The following is a 22,334-nucleotide window of genomic DNA, read 5'->3' on the forward strand; positions in this document are numbered from 1 at the left end:
TTCGGGGGCTCCGGGTGGCGGAGCCCCCGGCCCGGGGCGAGGCCCCGGTGGGCACAGAGCGGCGACCACGCGGGACGGGCTCGGGCGGCCGAGCTGTCCCGCCATCCAGACGCTGGCCCCCACCAGCGCGTCCAAGTCGACACCGGTGGCCACCCCGAGGCCCTCCAGCATCCACACCAGGTCTTCGGTCGCCAGGTTGCCGGTGGCCGATTCGGCGTACGGGCAGCCGCCGAGCCCGCCCGCCGAAGCGTCCACAGTCGACACTCCACATCGGAGCGCCGCCAGGGTGTTGGCGAGAGCCTGACCGTAGGTGTCGTGGAAGTGCACGGCCAAAGTACCGACGTCGCCGAACAACCCGATGAGGTTCTCGACCTGCCCGGCCGTCGCGACGCCGATGGTGTCGCCCAGCGAAAGCTGCGAACACCCCATGTCGAGCAGGCGGCGACCGGCCGCGGCGACCTGCTTCGCCGGCACGACGCCCTCCCAGGGGTCGCCGAAGCACATCGAGAGGTACCCGCGGACGTCCAGGCCCGCTTCCCTGGCCCGCGTGACGACCGGCTCGAACATCGCGAACTGTTCGTCGAGCGACGAGTTGAGGTTCTTGCGCGCGAACGTCTCGGTCGCGCTGGCGAAGATCGCGATGTGCTCGACACCGGCGTCGAGGGCCCGGTTCAGGCCCTTCTCGTTCGGCACCAGCACCGGGTACCGGACGCCTTCGCGGCGGTCGAGCCGGGCCAGCAGCTGCTCGGCGTCGGCCAGCTGCGGCACCCACTTCGGGTGGACGAAGCTGGTGGCCTCCAGCGTCGTGAGCCCGGCGCCGGCGAGCCGGTCGAGGAACTCCAGCTTCACCTCGACCGGGACGATGGCCTTCTCGTTCTGCAGCCCGTCACGCGGGCCGACCTCCCAGACGGTGACCGACGCCGGCAGCTCGCCCGCCGAGGGGACGCGCTCGGGCAGGCCCAGTTCGCGCGTGCCCATCAGCGGCGTCTCTCGCCGCGCGGCGGGTGCCCGCCGCCCTGGGGCGGCAGGGGCGTGGTCGGCTGGGCCCCCGGCCGGTAGTCGTCGTACGGGTTGTCGTTGACCTCGCGGTAGATGACCGTGTGCACCTTCTCGACGTGCGGGATGTCCTCGAAGCGCAGCGGCTCGTCCGACGCCGACTCGATGATGAGCGTGCCGCAGCCGAAGATCCGGTCGAGCAGGCCGTGCTCGAACTGGACGCTGTTGATCCGGCCCATCGGGATGTCGATGCCGGTGCGCTTGAGGACGCCTTCGCGGGCGATCAGCCGGTCGGTCGTCACGATGAAGTGGGTGGTCCGCCAGCGCACCAGCGGCGCCAGGAACAGCCACACGACCAGCACCAGCGCCACGACCCCGATGGCGATCAGCCCGACCGAGTTCCACGGCGCGGCCGCGTCCTTGGCCAGGATGGCGAGCCAGGTGCCCGCACCCACGGTGACCAGCAGCGCGAGCGTCGGGAAGATCAGCATCTTGAAGTGCGGGTGACTGTGCACCACGACGTGCTCTTGCTCGCTGAGCAAATCGTCCGGATAAGCCACGGCGGACGCTCCCAAGGTCGGTGCGGCGGTGTCGTCTCACCGTACCGGCGAGCGAGGAGGCGGTGGGCGCAACGCCCCGACAAATCAGGCCGGACGCACGTGGACCACGTCACCTGCGAAGACCGTGTGCCGCTGCCCGCCCGCGACGTCGACCTGCAGCTGCCCGGCGGCGTCGATGTCGGCCGCGCGGCCGGTGAGCGACGTCCCGTCCGGCAGCTGCACCTCGACGTCCTGGCCGAGGGTCGCGCAGTGGGCGCGGTAGTCGCCGAGCAGCCCGGCCTCGGTGAGGTCGCCGCCGGCGAGGCGCCAGCGCCGCTCGAGGTCGGCGAACCCGGTGAGCAGGGCGACGGCGACGTCCGTGCGGTCGGTGTTCGTGGCGCCCCGTTCGGCCAGCGACGTCGCGGGCAGCCCGCCCGGGCCCGGCTGGACGTCGCCGAGCGGCAAGACGTTGAGGCCGATGCCGAGCACGATCGACGGGTCGGCCCCGGCGACCGCTTCGGCGAGGATGCCGGCGCACTTGGCGCCGTCGACGAGGACGTCGTTGGGCCACTTGAGCACGGCGTCCACCCCGACGGACGCCGCGGCCGCCCGGACGGCGAGCCCGGCGACGACGGAGAGTGAGCCGAGCACCGCGAAGGGGACACCCGGCCGGAGGGCGACGCTCAGGTACAGCCCGGCGCCCCTCGGCGAGCTCCACGACCGGGCCCGCCTGCCGACCCCCGCGGTCTGCTCTTCGGCGAGCAGCACGGTCCGGTCGGCCGCGCCGTCTTCGAGGGCTTTCCGCAGGTCGGCGTTGGTGGAGCCGGTGCGCTCGACGACGTCGATCTTCGCGTAACGATCTTGGAGCGCCGCGGCCAGCCGTCCGGCGTCGATCTCAGGCATGTGCCCACAATATGGGAGTCACCCTAACGTGCAAGCTACTCGCTCGTTCACTAACAGGTGCGCTCTTCTAAGTTGGAACCCGTGACGACGAAGCAGACTTCGTGGGCCCGCGGCGCGGCGCTGCGCGGCCTGGTGGCGCTGCCGCTCGTCGCCGGGCTCGTGACGGCGGGCTGGCTCCTGGCCGACCGCTCGCCGGAACCCGTGGCCGCCCCGGCACCCCCGCCGGTCGTGCGCGACGCCGTGTCGGGCCCGTCGGTTCTCGAAGTCAGCGCACCGGTGAAGGCGCAGGAGCCCGGCCAGGGCGCGTCCGGGCAGGGCGGCAAGAGCCCGTTGCAGCAGTGGGCCGACCAGCTGTCCGGCCCCCTCGACATCCCCGCGGAAGCGCTGGTCGGCTACGCGAACGGCGAGCTGGCGCTGCGCAGCGAAGACCCGTCGTGCCACCTGTCGTGGGTCACCCTGGCCGGCGTCGGCTCGGCGGCGTCGAACCACGGCCGCGGCGGCGGCAACCTGCTGGGGCTGACCGCGGCGCAGACCAAGAAGTACGGCACCGACGCGCCGGTGGCGGCCGGGCGGGCGCTGTGCGCGGGCGGCACCGACCTCGGCGCCGGCCCCGGCTGGTGGAAGGCGGTCGCGGCCTACCACCCGGGCAGCGAGACGGAACTGTTCCGCCAGCGCGTGCTCGGCATGGCCCAGCTGTACGCGACGCTGTCGCTCGACCCGGCGGCGGCCGGCTCCCCGCGGGTCCGCGCGACCCGGTTCGCGCTCGGCCAGCTCGGCCTCCCGTACGTCTGGGGCGGCAACGGCCCGGACGCGGGCGCGGCGGGCTTCGACTGCTCCGGCCTGACGAAGGCGTCGTACGACAGCGCGGGCGTCAGCCTGCCGCGGACGGCGGACAGCCAGTTCCGGGCGCTCCCGCCGGTGCCGGCCACCCAGGAACCCCGCCTCGGCGACCTGGTGTTCTACGGCAACCCGGCGACGCGCATCCACCACGTGGGGCTGTACCTGGGCAACGGCCTGATGATCAACGCCCCGACCGAGGGCCAGGCGATCCAGATCCACACGTACCACTCGAAGGGCGACGACTACACGGGCGCGGGCCGCCCGGCCTGACGGCGCACCATCTCGGCGATCCAGACGGGCGCGTACGGCGACGTGCAGCCCGGCGGCGTCGGGTAGTAGTTCACGAACCAGTCGTGCGCCTTGGGCGGCAGATCAGGGTCGCCAGCAGCTTCGCGGCGGTGTCGCCGGTCGCCCAGAGCTCCTGCTGCGTCTTCACCCGCTTCGCCAGCGCGCGCAGCTTGCCGAGGTTCACGCCGTGGTTCTCGTTCACCGCGCGGATCCGGGGGTCTCGAGCGCGGCCGGCTCGGCCATGACCTCGGTGACTCCACTCATCCCGGCACCACCAGCCCCGACTCGTAGGCGAACACCACCAGCTGCGCCCGATCGCGCGCGTGCAGCTTCATCATCGCCCGGTTCACGTGCGTCTTCGCGGTGAGGGGGCTGATCACCATCCGCCCGGCGATCTCCTCGTTCGACAGCCCCCGCGCCACCAGCGTGACGGCTTCCCGCTCCCGGTTCGTCAGCTCCGCCAGCCCCGCGCCGGGGACGAGCGGCTGGGTGACGAACCGGTCGATCAGCTTGCGGGTGATCGACGGCGCGAGCAGGGCGTCCCCGCGCGCCGCGACGCGCACCGCGTGCAGGAAGTCCTCCGGCTCGATGTCCTTCACGAGGAACCCGGCCGCGCCCGCGCGCAAGGCCTCGAAGACGTACTCGTCCAGGCCGTAGTTGGTCAGGATGACGACGTGCAGCGCGGCCAGTGCCGGGTCCGCGGCGATGCGCCGGGTCGCCTCGATGCCGTCGACCGCCGGCATCTGGACGTCGACGAGCGCGATGTCCGGCCGGTGCTCCAGTGCGAGCCGCACCGCTTCGCCGCCGTCGCCCGCTTCGGCGACCACCTCGATGTCGTCCTCGGCGTCGAGGAGCGCGCGGAACCCGCGGCGGATGAGCGGCTGGTCGTCGGCCAGCAGGACGCGGATCACGCCGGGTCCACCGGGAGCTCGGCCTGCACGCGGAACCCTCCTTCGCGGCGCGGCCCGGCCTGGAGCCGGCCGCCCAACGCCGTGACGCGCTCGCGCATCCCGGTCAGGCCGACACCGGGCGTACTGTCCACAGTGGCCTTTCCGTCGTCGTCCACCCGGATGACGAGCGCGCCGGGCCGGTGGTCGATCCGCACCGACGCGGTGGCCGCGGCGGCGTGCCGGGCGACGTTGGTCAGGGACTCCTGGACGATCCGGTAGGCGGTCCGGTCGACCGCAACCGGCACAGTCGGCACGGCGTCCTGCCGGACTTCGACCGTCAGCTGCGCGTCGAGGCCGGCGGTCCGGGCCTGCCGCACGAGGTCGGGGACGTCGTCGAGCCCGCGCGGCGGGTCCTTGTCGTCGTCGCGCAACGCCTCCAGGGTCGCCCGCAGCTCCCGCGTCGCCTCGCGGCCGGCTTCGCGGATCGCCAGCAGCGCTTCGGGCACTTCTTCGCCGCGCTTGCGGGCCAGGTGCACGGCGACTTCGGCCTGCACCTTGATGACGGAGATCTGGTGGGTGAGCGAATCGTGCAGCTCCCGCGCGATGTGCAGGCGCTCCTCGTCCGCGCGCCGCCGCGCGGTTTCCTCGCGGGTGCGCTCGGCTTCGTCGGCCCGGCGTTCGGCCTGGCGCAACGCCTCCCCCGCGGCCCCGGCGGCGATCAGCCACGCCAGCTGGAGGACGTCCCGCGACTGCGTGAACGCCGCGCCGGTGTCGTGCACGCCGGAAACCAGCAGGGCCAGCGGAACCGCGACCAGCATGAGCACCGAAGCGACGACCGCGGCGATCCGGTGCCCCGCCCGCACGGCGGCGTACACGGCGAAGAGGTAGGCAACGACCGGCACTTCGAAGCCGGCGACCTGGTAGGCGAGCGCGGCCACCGCGGTCGCGGCCAGCACGGCGACCGGCGCCCGGCGGCGCACGACCAGCGCCAGCCCGCCCGCGGCCAGCGCCGCATACCCCAGGACGTCGAGGCCGGGGCTCCGGTGCGGGCCGGACAGCCCGGCGACCACCAGGGCCGCCGCAACCCCGACGGCGATCACCCCGTCCACGATCTGCGCACGCCTCACTCCTGAACCCTAACCGGGCATCCGCGCGGTGAAGTCCCACGCGGAGCGCATTTCCGGGCTACTGCGTCCGCGGTAGTCCCCCGGTCCCTGCGCCGTCCGCGGCAGCGCGAAGTGTCTGCTCGCGCACGACGACGGGCGAGGGGACCGGCGGACATGCTTCCGGCGTCCGATCCGGAAGAAGGAGCACCTCATGAACGTCCTCGCGGCCAGTGCCTACGACCTCACCCCGGGCCGGCTCTGGTCCTTGATCGCCGTCGCGTTCGGCGTGGTGGGGGTGGGCGCGGGCGTACTGGCCCTGCGCCGCGGCCGGGGAGCCGTCGTGGCGCTGGCCGGAGGTTTGGTCGCCGTCGTCATCGGCGGGTGGGTGGTGGCCGCCGCGAACGGCGGGCCCGGCACCGGCTACGGCATCGTCGGCGGCTACGTCGACCTGGTGATCGGCGCGGTCGCCCTCGTCTTGGGCGGGCTGTCGATGGCACGATCGCGCGGTTTTGTCGGTGGTCGCCGCTAGCGTCGGGTCAGTGTCAGGGTGGTGTTGCCGCTGTTGCGGTGGTTGGGATCCTGGCCGCTGGTGACCTGGCTCGTAGCGTCGCTGCCACCTGCTTGCGGGTTGGCGATCATGCGTTGTGCCGGTCACCGGTGAGCCAGGGCCGACCGGCGTGACTTGATAGGAGCGTGGCAGCGCCCCCACTGAGGTGTGTCCGCCGGCCGGCCCAGCCGTCCCTTCGAGCTGGAAGGAGACCATCCCCATGGTGGTGATGCTGGGTATCGATGTCCACAAGAACACCCACACCGCGGTCGCGGTCGAGCAGGTAGAGCGCAAACTCGACCAGAAGACGGTGCGCGCGACCGATGCCGGTCACCGGCAGCTGCTGCGCTGGGCACTGCGCAACTGGCCAGACACCGAGCTGACGTTCGCGGTGGAGGACTGCCGGCACGTGTCGACCCGGCTGGAACGAGCGCTGCTCGCCGCAGGCCAGACCGTGGTCCGGGTCCCGCCGAAGCTGATGGCCGGAGCTCGCTCCTCGGCGCGCACGCGCGGCAAGTCAGACCCGATCGACGCACTGGCCATCGCCCGGGCCGCGCTGCGCGAACCGAACCTGCCGGCCGCCACACACGACAGCGTCTCCCGCGAGGTCAAACTGCTCGTCGACCACCGCGAAGACCTGGTCAACACCCGCACCCAGATGCAGAACCGGCTGCGCTGGCACCTACACGAACTCGACCCCGAACTCGACCCCACCGCCCGCAGCCTGGACCGGCTCTGCGAACTCGACCGGCTCACCGCCTGGCTGGCCCAGCAGCCGGCATCGATGGTGGTGCGCATCGCCACCGAGCTGGTCACCGACATCCGGGCACTCACCGTCCGCGCCAACGCACTGGAGCGGGAACTCGCCCAGCGGATGGCTCACCTCGCACCCCGCCTGCTCGCCATACCCGGCTGCGGTGCCCTGACCGCAGCGAAAATCGTCGGCGAAACCGCCAACGTGACCCGGTTCCGCTCCGAAGCCTGCTTCGCCATGCACGCCGGCGTCGCCCCCATCCCCGCCTCCTCCGGCAAGACAAACCGACACCGCCTCGCCCGCGGCGGCAACCGACAACTCAACGCCGCGCTGCACCGCATCGCCGTCACCCAAACCCGCCTGGCCGGCCCCGGCCGCGACTACATCCACCGACGCCGAACCACCGGAGACACCACCATGGAAGCACTCCGCGCCCTCAAACGACGCCTCGCCCGCGTCGTCTACAACACCCTCCACCACGACACGACCCAACAACCAACCACGCTCCCCGCAGCGGCTTGACATAGGAGCAACGCATGTTCGAAATCGACTTCGCCGAGTTCCCGTCCACGTCCGCCGCGGCGTCCGGGCGGTTCTTCGAGCGCGCGTTCGGCTGGCCGGTGACCCCGTACGGCCCGGACTACACCGACGTCCGGGCCGAGGGCCTCACCCTGGGCTTCCAGTCGAACGCGACCGAGCAGGCCAGGGCTCCGCTCGTCACGATCCGCACGGACGACCTGGCGGCCGCCCGCAAGGCGGTGGAGGCCGCGGGCGGCGTGGTGACGAGGGAACCGTTCGCCTTCCCGGGCGGCAGCCGGTTCCACTTCCGCGAGCCGGGCGGGAGCGAACTGGCGGTGTGGACCCCGGATGACTGACGCAAGGTCCGGTTGCCGCTGCGGCGGTTCTTCGCGGCCATGAGCCGCATGTGGGCCGCCTTCGCCTTCGTGGACCAGACGGCCGCGAGCTCGACTTCCCGATCCTCCAGACGATCGCCGTGGCCGGCGGGCGCATCACCGAAGTCCGCCCGTTCTACTGGGACACCACCGCCATCGCGGCCGCCTGCTCGACGTAACCGGCCGCCCCGCCCCCGTAGAACGTCGCGGGGTCGGCCGGCGCGATCGGCAGGTCGAGCGCGAACCGCGTCACCAGGTCCGGGTTGGCGACGAAGTGCCGCGCGTAGGACACCGCGTCGGCTAGGCCGGCGTCGATCACCGCGTCACCCGTGTCGCGGTCGAAGCCGTTGTTGACGATCAGGAGGCCGTCGAACAGTTCCCGATAACGAGCGAAAGCCGCGAAGTCCGGCCCGGCGTCCGGTCCCCGCAGGTGCAGGTAGTCCGCGGCGAGCCCGGCGACCAGTTCGTCGTACTCGGCGCGGAGTGCTTCGTCCACAGTGAACAGCCCGCCGGTCCACCACGGCGAAAGCCGGACGCCGACGCGCCCGTGCGCGGCGGCCGCCTCGACGACCTCCGTAAGCAACCGGCGCCGCGCGGCCGGGGAGCCGCCGTAGGCATCGGTGCGGTGGTTCAGCCGCGGGTGCAGGAACTGCGCGAGCAGGTACACGCCGTTGGCCGCGATCTCGACACCGTCGAACCCGGCGCGGCGCGCGTTTTCCGCGGCGGTGCCGTAGTCCGCGACCGTCGCCCGGATCTCGGCCACGGCCATTTCCCGCGGCGTGCCCGTCCGGCACCGGCCGGACGGCAGGTACACCGGCTCGTCCGGGTTCACCGCCGACGGTCCCGCCGGCCGCCCGCCGCGGAAGTCCGGGTGCGAAACCGCGCCGGTGTGCCACAGCTGCAGGACGATCCGGCCGCCGAGCGCGTGCACGACGTCCGTGACCCGCCGCCAGCCGTCGACCTGGGCTTCGGTGTACACCCCCGGAACGTCCGAGAAGCCGATGGCCTCTTCGCTCACCCAGGCGCCTTCGGTGACGACGAGCCCGGCGCCGGCGCGTTGCGCGTAGTACGCGGCCTGGAGGTCGCCGGGCACTCCGCCGGGCACACGCGCCCGGGTCGTCGGCGCCACGACGATGCGGTTCGGCAGGCGCCATCCGTCCAGGTCGGCAGGGGTCAGCAAGCTCATCCGGTCACCTCCGGTCGCGGGGATACGTCGAGGAGGCGACGGTGGAGGCGGACGAAAGGTGACCGATGGACGACCTGGCGGCGCGGTTCGAGGCCGAACGCGGCCGGCTGCGCGGGCTGGCCTACCGGATGCTCGGCTCGGCGGCCGAAGCGGACGATGCCGTGCAGGAAGCCTGGCTGCGGCTGAACCGCGTCGACTCGGTCGGCAACCTGGCGGCGTGGCTCACCACCGTCGTCTCCCGCGTCTGCCTCGACGTCCTGCGTTCGCGGAAAGCCCGCCGCGAGGAGCCGTTCGAGGCGGTCCCGGAGCCGGTCTCCGACGCCGATCCGGCGGGCGAGGCCGCGCTCGCGGACTCGGTGGGCCGCGCGCTGCTCGTCGTGCTGGACGCGCTCGGCCCGGCCGAACGGATCGCGTTCGTGCTGCACGACCTGTTCGCGGTGCCGTTCGACCGGATCGCGCCGGTGCTGGACCGCACGCCGGTCGCGGCGAAGAAGCTGGCGAGCCGCGCGCGGCAGCGGGTCCGCGGCACCACCCCGCTGCCCCCGGCCGACCTGGCCCGGCACCGCCGGGTGGTCGACGCGTTCCTGGCCGCGGCCCGCGGCGGCGACCTCGAATCGCTGCTCGACGTGCTGGCCCCGGACGTCGTCCGCCGCGCCGATGCCGCCGCGCTGCCCGCGGGCGTAGCGCTCGAGACCCGCGGCGCCCGCGCCGTGGCCGAGGAGACGCAGGTGTTCGGGAAGCGGGCCCGGTTCGCCGAAGCGGCTCTGCTCGACGGCGCGGTCGGCGTCGTCGTCGCGCCGCACGGGCGGCTGGTGCTCGCGCTGGCCGTGACCGTCGAGGGCGAGCGGGTGGCGGCGTACGAGGTGATCGCCGACCCCGCTCGCCTCGCCGCGCTGCACGTCAGGTTGCTCCACTCGAACAGGTGATCGATGCGGCCTTGACAGAGCCCGAGCGCGCCCGGGACTATGAACATGTGTTCATGAACGTGCGTTCATGACGGAGGGGATGACCATGACCGGGATCGTCAACACCGCACAGTCCGCGGCGTGGAACGGCTACGAGGGCGAGCACTGGGCGACGCACGCCGACCGCTACGACGCCGTGAACAGCGGCTTCAACGGGTACCTGCTCGAGCGGGCCGGCCCGGACGACAGGGTGCTCGACATCGGCTGCGGCAACGGCCAGCTGACCCGGCTCGCCGCGGCGCGGGCCCGGTTCGCGCTCGGCGTCGACCTGTCCGGGCCGATGCTGGCGACCGCGCGGGCCCGGGCGGCCGAGCTGCCGAACGTGGCGTTCGAGCAGGGTGACGCCCAGGTCCACCCGTTCACCGAGAGCACGTTCGACCTCGCGGTCAGCCGGTTCGGGGTGATGTTCTTCGCCGACCCGGTGGCGGCGTTCGCCAACGTCCGGCGCGCCCTGCGTCCCGGCGGGCGGCTCGCGTTCCTCTGCATGACGGCCCTCGCCGGCACCGACCTCGGCCGGGTGTTCGGGGCGATGGCGGAGTACCTGCCACAGCCAACGGGCCCGGACGGCAGCGGCCCGACGTCGTTCGCGGACCCGGAGCACACCCGGGCGGTGCTGACCGGGGCCGGCTTCGAAGACGTGGCGTGCACCCACGTCGAAGCCGATCAGGTCTGGGGCCGGGACGTTCCCGACGCGACCCGGTTCATCGCGGACTGGGGGCCGGTCCGGCACCACCTGGGCCTGGTCGACCCCGCGACGGCGGCGAAGGCGACCGAGGCCCTCACGGCGGCGCTCGAGCCGTTCGCGGGTCCGGAGGCGGTCCGCCTGCGCGGCACGGCGTGGCTGGTCACGGGAAGGAGGTCCTAGCGGCGGCGCCGTACGATGGCGGCGATGTCACCGAGGAAAGCCGCCGCCCAGCGGGACGGGCAGTCACTGCACGATCTGCTGGTCGAGACCGCGCGGAAGATGATCGCCACCCACGGCACGAGCGGGATGACCGTGCGCGAGATCGCGCGCATGGCCGGCGTCGCCGACGGCGTGCTCTACAACCACTTCTCCGACAAGGAGGAGCTGGTGGCCCGGGCCCTGCTGGAGCACGTGCGCACGACGGAGGCGGAGCTGGGCGAGCTGCCGGTGGCCGGCGAAGGCACCCTGGTCGGGAACCTCCGCCGCCACCTGGAGTTCGGCCTGGCCCTGCACAAGGCGCTGGTGCCGGTGTTCAGCGGCCTGGTCGGGCAGCCGAGGGTGCTGGAGCGGTTCGCGGAGATCAGCGAGCGGTCCGGCCACTGGCGCGACCAGCTGGTGGCCTACCTCGAGGCGGAGCGGGCGCTGGGCCGCCTGCGCGTGGAGTCCGAAGTGGACGCAACGGCGGCCCTGCTGGTCGGCTACTGCCACGCCTCGGTGATGGCGATGGTCTTCCCGCACACGGCTCCCCTCGACCCACCGCCGGTGAACTCGATCGTGAGCGTCGCGCTGCACGGCATCGCGCCGGCCCTGGCCTCCGAGGAGTAACGCCCGGGAGGGGTCCTACACCATCGGATTCCCGCTCACCGTCACCTCCGGGACCTCCTGCACCACGTCCCAGTGCTCGACGATCCGGCCATCGCGGACCCGCATCACATCCGCCACCGCACTCCCCCGTGATCCGGGCGTCAGGCGTAGCAGGCCGTGCGTGCAGACGAGGTCGTCCTCGGCGATCACCCGGTGCACGTCCAGGCTGAGCTCCGGGAACCGCGCCACGAAGCCGGCCAGGTAGCGGGCCGAGGCCGCGGCGCCGGCCGGGGCGTGGGGGTTGTGCTGGACGTAGCCGTCGCCGACGTGCGCGGCGAAGGCGTCAGCCGGGCGCTTCTCGGTGAAGGCCAGCCGGAGGAAGGCGAGGACCACTTCCTTGTTGCGCTGTGATTCCGTCATCAGTACCCGTCCTTTGTGGAGTTATCGACACCAACCCCACCATCCGCGAAACAGAAAGGGAAAGACCTGTGGACTCTGCCGCGATACTCTCCCGGTATGGACGACGTCGAGGTCCGTGAGCTGCGGTATTTCCGCGCGGTCGCCGAAGAGCTGAACTTCTCCCGCGCCGCCGAGCGGCTCGGGATGGCGCAGCCACCGCTGTCCCGCGCGATCCGGCTGCTGGAGCGGCGGCTCGGCGTGCAGCTCTTCGAACGCACCAGCCGGCACGTTTCGCTGACCCCGGCCGGGGTCGTCCTGCTCGCGGAGTCGGCGAAGGCGCTGGACGCCGTCACCGCGGCGGTGCGGCGCACGCGGCGGGCGGCGCAGCGGACGCCGGCGCTCGTCGTCACCGCGAAGCCCGGGGTCGCCACCGATCTGCTGCGGCGGATCGCCGATGCGCACCCGGACCTGGTCGATGTCCGGGTCAGCGGGTTCGGCGAACAGGCGGAGATGCTGCGGGACGGCCGGGCCGACGTGGCGGTGCTCGGGTGCCAGGGCAGCAGCCACCACGGCCTGGACGTCGAGGTGCTGTTCAGCGAGCCGCGGGTGGCCGCGCTGCCGTCGGGGCACGAGCTCGCCGACCGGGCCGTGCTGACCTGCGCCGACTTCGCCGGGCGGCCGACGCCGTGCTGGCCGCTCTCCTCGGCCGCGGACCGGGCGTACTGGGCCGGGCAGGACGTGACCGGCGGACCGGTGACGCCGGGGCCGATCGTGCACGACAGCGCGCAGTTGCTGGAGACCGTCGCGCTCGGGCAGGCGGTCGCGCTGCTGCCGGCGTCGGTCGCCGAGCTGCGCGCGCGGGACGACGTCGTCTACCGGCCGGTGGTCGACGCGACGCCGTACTCGCTGGCGCTCGCCTGGCCGGCCGGGGCGCGGGATCCGCGGATCGCGCGGTTCGTGCGGACCGCCACCGAGGTCAGCGCAGCGCTACCTCGACCGGGAGCAGTCCCGGCGGGGTGACCGTGTGGATCACCGGCGGCACTCGGACGTCGTCGGCCTCGAACGCCGTCCGGAGCTGCTCGACGTCGCCGCCGGTCATCAGCTCGGCCAGCTCGTCGGCGCGGGCGAGGGTGGCCGGGGCGAGCTCCACGGTGTCGTCGATCGCGCCCCAGACGTCCCACAGGAGCATCTCGTGCTTGTTGAGCGCGGCGAGGTCGAGCACGACGTTGTGCCACGCGTACGGGAACCCGCGCAGGAACGGCACGTCGAGGTCCGGGTTGACGACCACCCGTGCCGGGTCGATTTCGCCTGCGCGGGCCGCGATCCACGCCGCCGGGCCGGTCAGGAAGCGGTCGCGGGGGACGTCGAGGAGGTCGAATTCGACGTCGTCCACCGGGTCGCGGAAGCCGGGTGGCATCTGCGCTTCGACCAGGCGCCAGCCGTCGGCGGTGCGGATCTCGGCGACGACGTGGTCGATGTACCAGCCGGGGATCAGGTAGCTCGCGACCCCGACGCGGACGCGGGCCGGGATGCCGTGGTGGCGCGCCATCGAGACCAGCAGCAGCGTGAAATCGCGGCAGCAGCCGACAATCCGCTGCAGCGGCGCCCGCGGCGCGCCGGGTGGTGCCGGGTTGAGCTCGCGCAGGCGCGCCCACATGTCCGCGGCGTACCGCAGGGTGATCTCGTCGTTGCGGGCGGCCGGGAACCCGTGGTCCGTGATGGGGCCCGAACCCCAGTAGTGGAACACCAGCTGGGTCGCCGCCTCGCGGAGCGCCGCGAGGTCGGCCGGGGTCGCGGCGAGCCAGTCCGCGTGCGGGCCCGGGTCACTGAACCGGCTGTGGCTGACGTAAAAGTCGTCCATAGCTGGACGCTAGCGAAATTTTATGCAGTTTGAACAGTCAGTTCCCCGCGGAATGTCGACCGGTACGCGCTCGGCGACACCCCGAGCGCCGCCTGGAAGTGCTGGCGCAGGGAGGCCGCCGTGCCGAAGCCCGCTTCCGTGGCGACGCGGTCGACCGGGAGGTCCGTCTCCTCGAGGAGCTGGCGGGCGCGCTCGACCCGTTGCTGGGTCAGCCACTGCAGCGCCGAAATGCCGACCTCCTCGCGGAAGCGGCGGGTGAACGTCCGCGTGCTCATCGCCTCGCGGGCGGCGAGCTCGCGCAGGCTCAACGGCCGGTGCAGGTTCTCCAGTGCCCAGGCGCGGGCCGCCTTGGTCGACGACGTGCGGGGCTCGGGCACCGGCCTGCGGACGAACTGGGCCTGGCCGCCTTCGCGGTGCGGGGACACGACCGTGCCGCGGGCGACTTCGTTGGCCACCGCCGTGCCGTGGTCGCGGCGGATCATGTGCAGCACCAGGTCGATGCCGGCGGCGACGCCCGCCGAGGTCAGCACGTCGCCGTCGTCGGTGTAGAGCACGCACGGGTCGACGTCGACCTCGGGGAAGCGGTCCTGCAGTTCCTCGGCGGAGCGCCAGTGGGTGGTGGCGCGGCGGCCGTCGAGCAGGCCGGCCGCGGCGAGCACGAACGCGCCGGTGCAGATCGACGCGATGCGCGCGTCTGCCGGGATGCGGTCGAGCGCCGCCTTGAGCGGCGGGGTCAGCACGCGGGCCATCGGCTCGTACTCGGCCAGGGACGCCGGGACGATCACCGTGTCGGCCTCGGCCAGCACTTCGGGGCCGCGGTCGACCGGGATGGTGACGTCCGCGTCGGTGCGCACCGGGCCGGGCTCGAGCGTGCAGGTCACGACCTCGTACAGCGGCTCGCCGGCCGCCGAGCGCGCCTGGCCGAACAGCCGGTGGACGATGCCGAGTTCCATCACCAGCATCCCGTGGCGGACCAGGACGGCGACGTGGTGGCGGTTCGGGTGCACGAATTCGGCCATGGCCCGATTCTTGCACATGATGGCTATCAGGCCACTCGATCGAGCCGCGCGACCGCGTGATCATCGGGGACATGAACGTGTTGTGGGTATTCGCGCATCCCGAGCCGCGCTCGCTGAGCGGGGCCCTCCGTGACGACGGGCTCCGGACGCTCCGCGAGTTCGGGCACGACGTCCGGGAGTCGGATCTGTACGCCATGAAGTGGAACCCGGTGGTCGACGCCGCCGACTTCGGAGCCGAAGCCGGGGACGGGCGGCTGGTCGTCGGGGCGACGTCGGCCCGGGCGCACGCGCGCGGCGAGCTGAGCGCGGACATCGTGGCCGAGCAGGAAAAACTGGATTGGGCGGACGCGGTCGTCGTGCAGTTCCCGCTGTGGTGGTACAGCCCGCCGGCCATCCTCAAGGGCTGGTTCGACCGCGTGTTCGTGAAGGGATTCGGCTACGGCGTCCAGGCCGAGGACGGCCGCACCCTCCGCTACGGCGAGGGCCGGCTCGCGGGCAAGCGCGCGATGGTGGTGGTCACCGCGGGTGCCCGCGAGCCGGCGATGGGTCCGCGCGGGGTGAACGGCGCACTCGACGACGTCCTGTTCCCGCTGCACCACGGAACCCTCTTCTACACCGGGATGTCGGTGCTGCCGCCGGTCGCGGTCTACGGCGCCGACCGCGTGCCGGACGAGCAGTTCGCCGAAGCCCGAGACCTGCTGCGCGAACGCCTGCGGAGGATCGAGACGGAAGAGCCCATCCCGTTCCGCACCCAGAACGGCGGCGACTACGACGACGACCTGGTCCTGCGCCCCGACCGCGCACCGGGAGTCACCGGCACGGCGGCACACCTCAGGCGGGCAACGTGAGCCGCTGTCCCAGACCGCCGTCCACCGGGAGGTCCGCGCCGGTGGTGAACGTCGCGTCGAAGGCGAGGAACAGCACCGCCGCCGCGACCTCCTCCGGTGTTGCGTGGCGCTTCAGGGGCGTGATCTCGTCGCCGATCGCCTTGAACTCGGCCAGCACCGGCTCCGGCACACCCGACACGCCCATTGTCGGCGTGTCGGTGTAGCCGGGGCTGACCACGTTCACCCGGATCCCGCGCGGGGCCAGCTCGGCCGCGTACGTGCGGGCGAACGAACGCACCGCCGCCTTCGCCGCCGAATACAGGCCCATTCCGGCGATCCCGGCCTCGGCCGCGACCGACGTCGTGAACACGAACGACCCGCCCGTGCGAACCAGGGGCGCCAGCCGCCGGGCGGTGAAGTACGCGCCTTTGGTGTTGACGTCGAACGTGCGGTCGTACAGCTCGGGGGTCGCGTCCTGATACGGCGTCAGCGTGGAGAACCCGACGTTGACGAACACCAGGTCCAGCTCGCCGAGCGTGGCCTCGGCGACCGCGCCCAGCTCGGCGACGTCGTCCAGGCGGGCCGCGTCCGACGACAGCAGGTGCGCCTTGCCGGACAACGTCCCCTCCAGCGGCGACACGTCGCGGCCGGTCAGCAGCACCTCCGCGCCGCCGTCGAGCAGGGCCCGGACCACCGCCAGGCCCATGCCGTGCGTGCCGCCGGTGACGACGGCCTTCTTTCCGAGGTACTTCACCGGATCTCCTCGATGACGCTGGCGATCGCGTGCGAGCCGTGGCCCGCGGCGACCGCGCGGTCGAACAACTCCCGCAGCACCGCGGGCACCGCCGTGCTGACGCCCTGCCCGCGGCTCGTCTCGACCAGCATGGCGAGGCCGGCCGCATTGATGTCCAAAGCGGACACATCGGTGGCGTAGTCGCCGCTGGCGACCTGCTCGCCGATGCCCGGCAGCAGCCCGGCCACGGCCGAGTGCCACGCCAGCGCCATCGGCGTGAACTGCTCCGGCGTGACGCCCTCGGTGCCGACGAGCGCGAGCGCCTGCAGGTACCCGGCCATGGTCGACCACATGATGCCGAGCAGCGCCAGGTCGTACAGCGCCGCCAGCCCGGCGTCCTCGCCGACGAACACCGGCGTGCCCAGCACTGCCAGCACATCGCGCTGCGCCGCGAACGTGGGTTCCGAACCGCTGTACAGGACCTGCGCGACCGGTGTCCCGATCTGCTGGGGGACGGCCATGATCACGCCGTCCACGTAGTCGATTCCCGCGGACGCGGCCCACTTCGCGGCGGTCCGCGCCTGCTCCGGCGTCCCGGACGTGAGGTTGACCAGCGGCCGGCCGGACAGCCCGGCCGCCTCCAGCACCGGCTGCTGACTGTCGTATGTGGACAGACAGCTGAGGACGACATCCGCCGAAGCCGCTTCCGCCGGCGTCGCGGCGAGCTTGGCACCGCGGTCGAGCAGCGGTCCCGCCTTGAGCGGCGACCGGTTCCACACCGAGACGTCGTGTCCCGCCCCCAGGAGCGCCCCGGCGAGGGCGGTACCCATCCGCCCCAGGCCGAGCACGCCCACGTGTTTTCTGCTTTCTCCCATGGACTCCATGCTGGAGGGGCGCTTTACACTGGACAAGTACCGACAAATAAGTCAGGTACCCACCAAAACGTAAGGATCCTGCATGCAGCCTCGGACGTACGCCTGCGGTCTGGACGCCGCCGTCGACGTGATCGGCGGCCGCTGGAAGGCCCTCATCCTCTGGGCGCTGCACGCCGAGCCGCTGCGGTTCGGCGAGCTGAAGCGGAAGGTCGCGGGGATCAGCGAAAAGATGCTCATCCAGGCCCTGCGGGAACTGGAGGCGGACGAGATCGTGCACCGCGAGGTGTTCCACGAGATCCCGCCGAAGGTCGAGTACTCGCTGACCGGCCTCGGCCAGCGGCTGAACACGGCATTGCTGCCCTTGGGCGACTGGGGCGAGGAGAACATGGCCGGCATCGCTAAGCGCCGCGGCGTCACACCGGCGCCGCCGCACGCCACCTCGGCCTGAGGCGGATTGCCGCACGGCCGGCAGGCCGTGGCTCGGCACTCGACGACACCCGGGCAGCAACTCGTGGAGATGGGCACCGGCGGCCGGCTGCTCGGCGTCCCCGAAGAGAACGCCGAGCCGAGCGCCGCCGGTGCCCGTACCGCCCTCCTCCCTCAGGCGGTGACCAGGGCCGCGCCGGCGAAGAACGTCTGCGCGGCGGACATCGCGTCGGTGTCCAGGAGCACGTCGCCGGGGCGGCTGCCGTTGCCGAGCAGCACTCCGCCCCAGTTCATGCCCAGATACTCGGCGCAAAGCTCCAGCGTGCCGATCAGCGGCTGGGCTTCCCGCGCCGTCTCGCTCAGCACGCTCACGCCCCACAGCGACTTCCCGCGCATCCGCGGCTTGAACTCCACCGGCAGCCGCATCCAGCCCGACCAGTAGTCGAGGTAGAGCTTCACGCTCGCCGCCACCGAATACCAGTACACCGGGGACACGATCACGATGTCGGTCGCGGCGAAGGTCGCGTCCATCAGCAGCTGTTCGTTCGCTCCCGGCGGCGGGTGTTCGCCGGCGCCGTGGCGGCGGTCTTCGAACGGCGGCAGCGGCACCTCCGGCAGCCGGATCCACCGCTGCTCGACGTCTCGCGGCAGTTCCCTGGCCGCCCGGCGAGCCAGCATTTCGGTGTTGCCCCCGGCCCGTGCGGCGCCCACCAGGAACAGGAAGCTGCGATCGCTCATGCCCACCCTCTCCGCTCTTATTTGCATGTACATATAAATACTGTCCCTGGACTATCCTGGCGTCAAGAGGAGGCCGGAAGATGACCGTCGACGAACAGGCCTGGGGCCGCGTGCTCGTGCTGCACGCCCGGATCGAGCAGGAACTCGCCAAGGCCCTGCAGCGACGGCACGGGCTCGGCCTGTCCGAGTACCGCGCGCTCGGCAAGCTGGTCGCGGGCCCGCGCGGCGGCCTGCGGATGCAGGAACTGGCCGACGCGATCGGCCTCAACCAGAGCTCGGTCAGCCGGATGTGCGCCCGCCTCGAAGACGCCGGGCTGACCATCCGCGACCTCTGCGAAGACGACCGCCGCGGCGTCTACTCGGTGATCACCGACGCCGGCCGCAAGCGCTACGCCGAAACCGAGCCGACGTACTGCGCCGTGCTGCGGACCGCGCTCGACAAGGCCGCGAGCGATCCGGAGCTCGCCGCCGCGGTCTCCGCCGTCCGCGGCGCTTGACCCGCATATTCCTCAGTGGTTATATACGGGCACAGGCAACCCACGGGAGGAAGCGTGTCCGGACGAGCGAAGCTGCAGACCGACGGCGAACGCCCGGTGCTCCGGCTGGAACGCCGCCTGAAGCACGCGCCCGAGCGGGTCTGGCGGGCGATCACGGACCCGGCCGAGCTCGAGCACTGGTTCCCGGCGCGGGTCGACGTCGAACTGCGGGCCGGCGGCACGATCCGGTTCACCTTCCCCGGCGAGGACAGCTCGACGACCGGGCAGGTCGTCACCGCCGATCCGCCGCGCGAGTTCACCTTCGTCTGGAACGACGACACGCTGCGCTGGCTGATCTCCCCCGACGGCGACGGCAGCCGCCTGGAGTTCACCCACACCTTCGGCCGCGGCGATCCCGCGATCGCGAAGCTCGCCGGTGGGCGCACGGCCGCCGGCTGGGACGGCTGCCTCGACGCCCTCGCCGCGCACCTGGCCGGGCAGGACTTCGCGCAGCCGCGGGACTGGCACGCGCGGATGGCGTCCTATGTGGAGGAATTCGGCCTCGACGACGGCGAAGTCCTCGACGGCGGCACCATCCGCTTCCGGCGTGACCTCGGCTGGAAGCCGGTGGCCGAGGTCCGGCCACTGCTGCCGGACGAGCCGGGCTGGCACCTCGTCCACGACCCCCTCGAAGGCACCCGCGTCGAGTTCACCGAAGCGGCGGGCGAAGACGTCCCGGCGCAGCTGGCCCGCCGGCACGAACAGCTGGACAGGCTGTTCGCCGCCACCCACGGCGTCGACCTGCCCGCGTGGGCACCCGAGCGCGTCGAAGCCGCGCGGAAGTACTACTCCGCGGGTCCGACCGAAGGCTGACGCGCGGCCGCCGGTTCGGCGTTACGTTCGATTCATGCGCATTCGCGTCGTCTTGGACGTCTTGGCCGTCCTGGTGCTGGCCGTGGGGGCCGGCGGCAACCTCGCCGCGGGCGCCTGGTCGCTGCCGCCGTGGCTGCCGAGCTGGCTCGGCTGGGCCATTCTCGTGCTGAGCGTCGCGCCCATCGTGCTGCGGCGCTGGTGGCCACGGCCGGCCTACGTCCTCGCGCTGGTGCTGACGGCGGCGGCGGTGCCGATCGGCGGGCCGGTGCTGGCGATCGCCGTCGTGGCCGCGGGCTGCGCGGTGTACAGCTTCGTGGTCGACCGGGGCAGCCGGGCCGCGCGGATCGGCTTCGCGGCCGGGCTGGCCGGCATCGGCGTGATCGCCATCGCGGTGCCGAACCCGAGCACGGCGACCACGGTGAACTTCGGCGCGTCGGCGCTGATCGTCGGGTTCGCGCTCGGCATCGCCGTCCACGGCCGCCGCGAACACGCCGCGATCGAGCGGGAAACCCATGCCCAGCAAGCGGTTTCGGCGGAGCGGCTGCGGATCGCGCGGGAGATGCACGACGTCGTCGCGCACAGCATGAGCCTGATCGCGGTGAAGGCGGCGGTCGGCAACCACGTGGCCCTCGAACAACCCGACCAGGCCCGCGACGCGCTGCGCGTCATCGAAGACACCAGCCGCGAGACGCTGGCGGAGCTGCGGCGCATGCTCGGCGTGCTGCGCGACGGCACCGGCGTCCCCGCACTGACGCCCGCCCCGTCGCTCGACGACCTGCGCGCCCTGGCCGAGCGTGCGCAGCAGGCGGGTCCCGCGGTCGACCTCGTCATCGAGGGCCTCACCGAGCTGCCGGGCGGCGTCGGCCAGTCGGTGTACCGGATCGTGCAGGAGGCACTGACCAATGTGGTCAAGCACGCGAGCGCCACGACGTGCCGGATCAGCGTCACCGGCGGCAGCGGCGAGGTGACGATCGAGGTCCTCGACGACGGCCGCGGCGGCGAGGCGGTCCCCGGCCACGGCCTGATCGGCATGCGCGAGCGCGTCGCGGTCTACGACGGCGAATTCTCCGCGGCGCCGACCGGAACCGGTTTCCGCGTCTTCGCGCGGCTCCCCTACGAAGAAGCGGCGGTGGCCCGATGACCCGCGTCCTGATCGCCGACGACCAGGCGCTGCTGCGCGGAAGCTTCCGGGTGCTGGTCGACAGCGCACCGGGCCTGGAGGTGGTGGCCGAGGCCTCCGACGGCGCCGAGGCGGTGGCCCTGACCCGCGTCGAGCGGCCGGACGTCGTGCTCATGGACGTCCGCATGCCGGAGATGGACGGCATCGAGGCGACCCGCCGGATCTGCGCGGAAACCGACGTCCGGGTGCTGATGCTGACCACGTTCGACCTCGACGAGTACGTCTATTCGGCCCTGCGCGCGGGCGCGAGCGGCTTCCTCCTGAAGGACACCCGCCCGGCAGACCTCCTGTCGGCGATCGAGGTGGTGGCCGCCGGCGAAGCCCTGCTGGCTCCCTCGGTGACGCGCCGCCTGGTGGCGGAGTTCGCCCGGCTGCCGACCGGCCCGGTGACGCGCCTGGACGGCGTGACGGCGAGAGAACAGGAGGTCCTGACGCTGATCGCGAGGGGGTTGTCGAACGACGAGATCGCGGCGCGGCTGCACCTGGGGATCGCGACGGTCAAGACCCACATCGGCCGTCTGCTGCACAAGCTGGCGGCCCGCGACCGGGCGCAGCTGGTGATCGCGGCGTACGAGTCCGGGCTGGTCCGCCCGACGGCGTCGTGAGTAGGGTGAAGCCGCCGAACACAGGGGGAGCCCGATGAGCACCGAACATCCGGAGGACCGGCTGCCCGGGGGCCCGGTCCCGCAACCACCGCCCGAAGGGGACGAGTGGGAGTCCGAGGTCCCGGGCAAGTCGAAGCACCGCCCGGGACACCCGCTCCCGGAACTCGACTCGGAGGACGGTCCCCCGCCCCGCCGCGGCGGCCCGACCGGCTGACGCGAGGTGATCCCCCAGACCCTCGGCGCGCTCGCCGGGTTCCTGGCGCTCGTCGCGCCCGGCATCGTGTTCGAGCTGCGCCGCGAACGCCGCCGCGGCCGCCACCAGGAGACGGCGTTCCGCGAAGCGTCCCGAGTGGCCCTCGGGAGCCTGGTCTTCACGCTGGTGGCGGTCCTGCTGATGACGGCGGTCCAGCTGACCGGCGCACGCCTATTCGTGAGCCCGGCGGACTGGCTGGCCCGTGGCGAGGCGTACGCCCGCGAACACCTGACGTCGATCGTCGTCAGTGTCGCGGTCGAGCTGGCGCTGGCGTGCGCGCTGGCGGCCGGGTTCGAGACGTTCTTCGCCCGCCGGCGTGGTGAAGTGGCCACGGTCCAGCAGCGGTCGGCGTGGGCTCAGGCGCTGCGCACGGACCGCCCCGCCGGAAGCCGGGCATGGGCGCACGCCCAGCTGGAGAACGGCACCTCGTTCTACGGGTACGTCCGCTCGTACACGCCGTCAGGCCCGTTGGCCGAGCGCGAGCTCGTCCTCGAAGGCGCGGCCCTGACCTGCGAGAAGGACGACGAAACCAAGGTCATCGGCGAGGACTGGCGCCGGGTGGTCATCCCGGGGTCGAAGATCACCTACCTGCGGGTGACGTACCTGGACGCGGCAACCGGCGAGACGTTGCCTACGCCACACGCGAAGTGACCCGCAAGTAGCTAAGCTCCCG

At 72.6% G+C, this 22,334-nt stretch carries 27 protein-coding genes and 2 pseudogenes; 16 read left to right on the forward strand and 13 right to left on the reverse strand.

Annotation, left to right across the window (positions count from 1 at the left end):
* Positions 1-54: 54 nt before the first annotated feature.
* The 3 genes and pseudogenes from BLW76_RS03830 to BLW76_RS03840 form a co-directional block, all read right to left on the reverse strand.
* Positions 55-978, reverse strand: a pseudogene (locus tag BLW76_RS03830) (hydroxymethylglutaryl-CoA lyase); the annotation flags it as partial.
* Positions 978-1,556 carry a PH domain-containing protein gene (locus BLW76_RS03835; protein WP_091304460.1) on the reverse strand — a complete coding sequence of 193 codons (579 nt, stop codon included), beginning with the start codon at positions 1,554-1,556 and terminating at the stop codon, positions 978-980. The pseudogene BLW76_RS03830 and the gene BLW76_RS03835, both read right to left, overlap by 1 nt.
* An 84-nt stretch (positions 1,557-1,640) precedes the next feature.
* The gene (locus BLW76_RS03840) at positions 1,641-2,438 is read right to left on the reverse strand and encodes a biotin--[acetyl-CoA-carboxylase] ligase (RefSeq protein WP_091304461.1); all 798 of its coding nucleotides are present in this window, start codon (positions 2,436-2,438) and stop codon (positions 1,641-1,643) included.
* Positions 2,439-2,519: 81 nt separating this feature from the next.
* On the opposite strand from BLW76_RS03840, the gene BLW76_RS03845 reads away from it, so the two are divergent.
* The gene (locus BLW76_RS03845; protein ID WP_091304462.1) at positions 2,520-3,548 is read left to right on the forward strand and encodes a C40 family peptidase; all 1,029 of its coding nucleotides are present in this window, start codon (positions 2,520-2,522) and stop codon (positions 3,546-3,548) included.
* Here BLW76_RS03845 and BLW76_RS03850 read toward each other — a convergent pair.
* From BLW76_RS03850 to BLW76_RS03860, 3 genes and pseudogenes are all read right to left on the reverse strand, one after another.
* Positions 3,521-3,830, reverse strand: a pseudogene (locus tag BLW76_RS03850) (hypothetical protein). The gene BLW76_RS03845 and the pseudogene BLW76_RS03850 sit on opposite strands and share 28 nt — an antisense overlap.
* Positions 3,827-4,477: a response regulator gene (locus tag BLW76_RS03855; RefSeq protein ID WP_091304463.1), complete on the reverse strand. Its 651-nt coding sequence runs from the start codon at positions 4,475-4,477 to the stop codon at positions 3,827-3,829. Before BLW76_RS03855 ends, BLW76_RS03850 begins: the two are co-directional and overlap by 4 nt.
* Positions 4,474-5,583, reverse strand: a complete 1,110-nt coding sequence (locus BLW76_RS03860; protein ID WP_091304464.1) for a sensor histidine kinase — start codon at positions 5,581-5,583, stop codon at positions 4,474-4,476. Before BLW76_RS03860 ends, BLW76_RS03855 begins: the two co-directional genes overlap by 4 nt.
* A gap of 190 nt (positions 5,584-5,773) precedes the next feature.
* Here BLW76_RS03860 and BLW76_RS03865 point away from each other — a divergent pair, with 190 nt between their 5' ends.
* The 3 genes from BLW76_RS03865 to BLW76_RS03875 all read left to right on the forward strand — a co-directional run bounded on the left by BLW76_RS03865 (position 5,774) and on the right by BLW76_RS03875 (position 7,738).
* Complete coding sequence (locus tag BLW76_RS03865; RefSeq protein ID WP_091304465.1) at positions 5,774-6,091, forward strand: DUF6223 family protein; 318 nt, start codon at positions 5,774-5,776, stop codon at positions 6,089-6,091.
* Between the two features lie 238 nt (positions 6,092-6,329).
* A complete protein-coding gene (locus BLW76_RS03870; RefSeq protein ID WP_208613200.1) occupies positions 6,330-7,385 on the forward strand; it encodes an IS110 family RNA-guided transposase in 1,056 nt (351 codons plus the stop codon).
* Between the two features lie 14 nt (positions 7,386-7,399).
* The gene (locus tag BLW76_RS03875; protein ID WP_091304466.1) at positions 7,400-7,738 is read left to right on the forward strand and encodes a VOC family protein; all 339 of its coding nucleotides are present in this window, start codon (positions 7,400-7,402) and stop codon (positions 7,736-7,738) included.
* A 154-nt stretch (positions 7,739-7,892) separates the two neighbouring features.
* Here BLW76_RS03875 and BLW76_RS03885 read toward each other — a convergent pair whose 3' ends face one another.
* The gene (locus tag BLW76_RS03885) at positions 7,893-8,942 is read right to left on the reverse strand and encodes an alkene reductase (RefSeq protein ID WP_091304467.1); all 1,050 of its coding nucleotides are present in this window, start codon (positions 8,940-8,942) and stop codon (positions 7,893-7,895) included.
* A 65-nt stretch (positions 8,943-9,007) separates the two neighbouring features.
* Here BLW76_RS03885 and BLW76_RS03890 point away from each other — a divergent pair, with 65 nt between their 5' ends.
* From BLW76_RS03890 to BLW76_RS03900, 3 genes are all read left to right on the forward strand, one after another.
* Positions 9,008-9,868 (forward strand): sigma-70 family RNA polymerase sigma factor, encoded by an 861-nt coding sequence (locus BLW76_RS03890; protein ID WP_091304468.1) that lies wholly within the window; start codon positions 9,008-9,010, stop codon positions 9,866-9,868.
* Positions 9,869-9,935: 67 nt separating this feature from the next.
* Entirely contained in the window at positions 9,936-10,772 is an 837-nt protein-coding gene (locus BLW76_RS03895) for a class I SAM-dependent methyltransferase (RefSeq protein ID WP_244170029.1), read from the forward strand.
* 15 nt (positions 10,773-10,787) lie between these two features.
* Positions 10,788-11,417, forward strand: a complete 630-nt coding sequence (locus BLW76_RS03900) for a TetR/AcrR family transcriptional regulator (protein ID WP_091304469.1) — start codon at positions 10,788-10,790, stop codon at positions 11,415-11,417.
* A gap of 15 nt (positions 11,418-11,432) precedes the next feature.
* Here BLW76_RS03900 and BLW76_RS03905 read toward each other — a convergent pair whose 3' ends face one another.
* Entirely contained in the window at positions 11,433-11,816 is a 384-nt protein-coding gene (locus BLW76_RS03905; protein WP_091304470.1) for a nuclear transport factor 2 family protein, read from the reverse strand.
* 96 nt (positions 11,817-11,912) lie between these two features.
* Here BLW76_RS03905 and BLW76_RS03910 point away from each other — a divergent pair, with 96 nt between their 5' ends.
* Positions 11,913-12,815, forward strand: a complete 903-nt coding sequence (locus BLW76_RS03910; protein ID WP_091304471.1) for a LysR family transcriptional regulator — start codon at positions 11,913-11,915, stop codon at positions 12,813-12,815.
* Here the strand turns inward: BLW76_RS03910 and BLW76_RS03915 are convergent.
* A complete protein-coding gene (locus BLW76_RS03915; RefSeq protein WP_091304472.1) occupies positions 12,772-13,656 on the reverse strand; it encodes a transglutaminase-like domain-containing protein in 885 nt (294 codons plus the stop codon). The genes BLW76_RS03910 and BLW76_RS03915 overlap by 44 nt on opposite strands.
* A gap of 20 nt (positions 13,657-13,676) precedes the next feature.
* Positions 13,677-14,675 (reverse strand): GlxA family transcriptional regulator, encoded by a 999-nt coding sequence (locus BLW76_RS03920; protein ID WP_091304473.1) that lies wholly within the window; start codon positions 14,673-14,675, stop codon positions 13,677-13,679.
* Positions 14,676-14,746: 71 nt separating this feature from the next.
* On the opposite strand from BLW76_RS03920, the gene BLW76_RS03925 reads away from it, so the two are divergent.
* Positions 14,747-15,523, forward strand: a complete 777-nt coding sequence (locus BLW76_RS03925; RefSeq protein WP_091304748.1) for an NAD(P)H-dependent oxidoreductase — start codon at positions 14,747-14,749, stop codon at positions 15,521-15,523.
* Here BLW76_RS03925 and BLW76_RS03930 read toward each other — a convergent pair.
* Both BLW76_RS03930 and BLW76_RS03935 read right to left on the reverse strand, forming a co-directional pair.
* The gene (locus BLW76_RS03930; RefSeq protein WP_091304474.1) at positions 15,507-16,256 is read right to left on the reverse strand and encodes an SDR family NAD(P)-dependent oxidoreductase; all 750 of its coding nucleotides are present in this window, start codon (positions 16,254-16,256) and stop codon (positions 15,507-15,509) included. The two genes, BLW76_RS03925 and BLW76_RS03930, sit on opposite strands and share 17 nt — an antisense overlap.
* Positions 16,253-17,110, reverse strand: coding sequence for an NAD(P)-dependent oxidoreductase (locus BLW76_RS03935; RefSeq protein WP_143060537.1), 858 nt, complete (start codon positions 17,108-17,110; stop codon positions 16,253-16,255). Before BLW76_RS03935 ends, BLW76_RS03930 begins: the two co-directional genes overlap by 4 nt.
* Positions 17,111-17,192: 82 nt before the next feature.
* Here BLW76_RS03935 and BLW76_RS03940 point away from each other — a divergent pair, with 82 nt between their 5' ends.
* A complete protein-coding gene (locus tag BLW76_RS03940; RefSeq protein ID WP_208613201.1) occupies positions 17,193-17,558 on the forward strand; it encodes a winged helix-turn-helix transcriptional regulator in 366 nt (121 codons plus the stop codon).
* A 152-nt stretch (positions 17,559-17,710) separates the two neighbouring features.
* On the opposite strand, the gene BLW76_RS03945 is transcribed toward BLW76_RS03940, so the two are convergent.
* Positions 17,711-18,274, reverse strand: coding sequence for a flavodoxin family protein (locus BLW76_RS03945; RefSeq protein WP_091304476.1), 564 nt, complete (start codon positions 18,272-18,274; stop codon positions 17,711-17,713).
* Positions 18,275-18,354: 80 nt separating this feature from the next.
* Here BLW76_RS03945 and BLW76_RS03950 point away from each other — a divergent pair, with 80 nt between their 5' ends.
* The 6 genes from BLW76_RS03950 to BLW76_RS03975 are packed head-to-tail and all read left to right on the forward strand — an operon-like array spanning position 18,355 to position 22,312.
* Positions 18,355-18,771 carry a MarR family winged helix-turn-helix transcriptional regulator gene (locus BLW76_RS03950; protein WP_091304477.1) on the forward strand — a complete coding sequence of 139 codons (417 nt, stop codon included), beginning with the start codon at positions 18,355-18,357 and terminating at the stop codon, positions 18,769-18,771.
* A gap of 54 nt (positions 18,772-18,825) precedes the next feature.
* Positions 18,826-19,623 (forward strand): SRPBCC family protein, encoded by a 798-nt coding sequence (locus BLW76_RS03955; protein WP_091304478.1) that lies wholly within the window; start codon positions 18,826-18,828, stop codon positions 19,621-19,623.
* A 34-nt stretch (positions 19,624-19,657) separates the two neighbouring features.
* Complete coding sequence (locus tag BLW76_RS03960; RefSeq protein ID WP_091304479.1) at positions 19,658-20,764, forward strand: sensor histidine kinase; 1,107 nt, start codon at positions 19,658-19,660, stop codon at positions 20,762-20,764.
* A complete protein-coding gene (locus BLW76_RS03965) occupies positions 20,761-21,408 on the forward strand; it encodes a response regulator (protein ID WP_091304480.1) in 648 nt (215 codons plus the stop codon). Before BLW76_RS03960 ends, BLW76_RS03965 begins: the two co-directional genes overlap by 4 nt.
* A 34-nt stretch (positions 21,409-21,442) precedes the next feature.
* Positions 21,443-21,622 carry a hypothetical protein gene (locus tag BLW76_RS03970; protein WP_091304481.1) on the forward strand — a complete coding sequence of 60 codons (180 nt, stop codon included), beginning with the start codon at positions 21,443-21,445 and terminating at the stop codon, positions 21,620-21,622.
* A 6-nt stretch (positions 21,623-21,628) separates the two neighbouring features.
* Positions 21,629-22,312, forward strand: a complete 684-nt coding sequence (locus BLW76_RS03975) for a DUF6338 family protein (protein ID WP_091304482.1) — start codon at positions 21,629-21,631, stop codon at positions 22,310-22,312.
* Positions 22,313-22,334 lie beyond the last annotated feature (22 nt).

This window comes from Amycolatopsis tolypomycina (assembly GCF_900105945.1).
In the GTDB taxonomy this organism is placed as follows: Bacteria; Actinomycetota; Actinomycetes; order Mycobacteriales; family Pseudonocardiaceae; genus Amycolatopsis; species Amycolatopsis tolypomycina.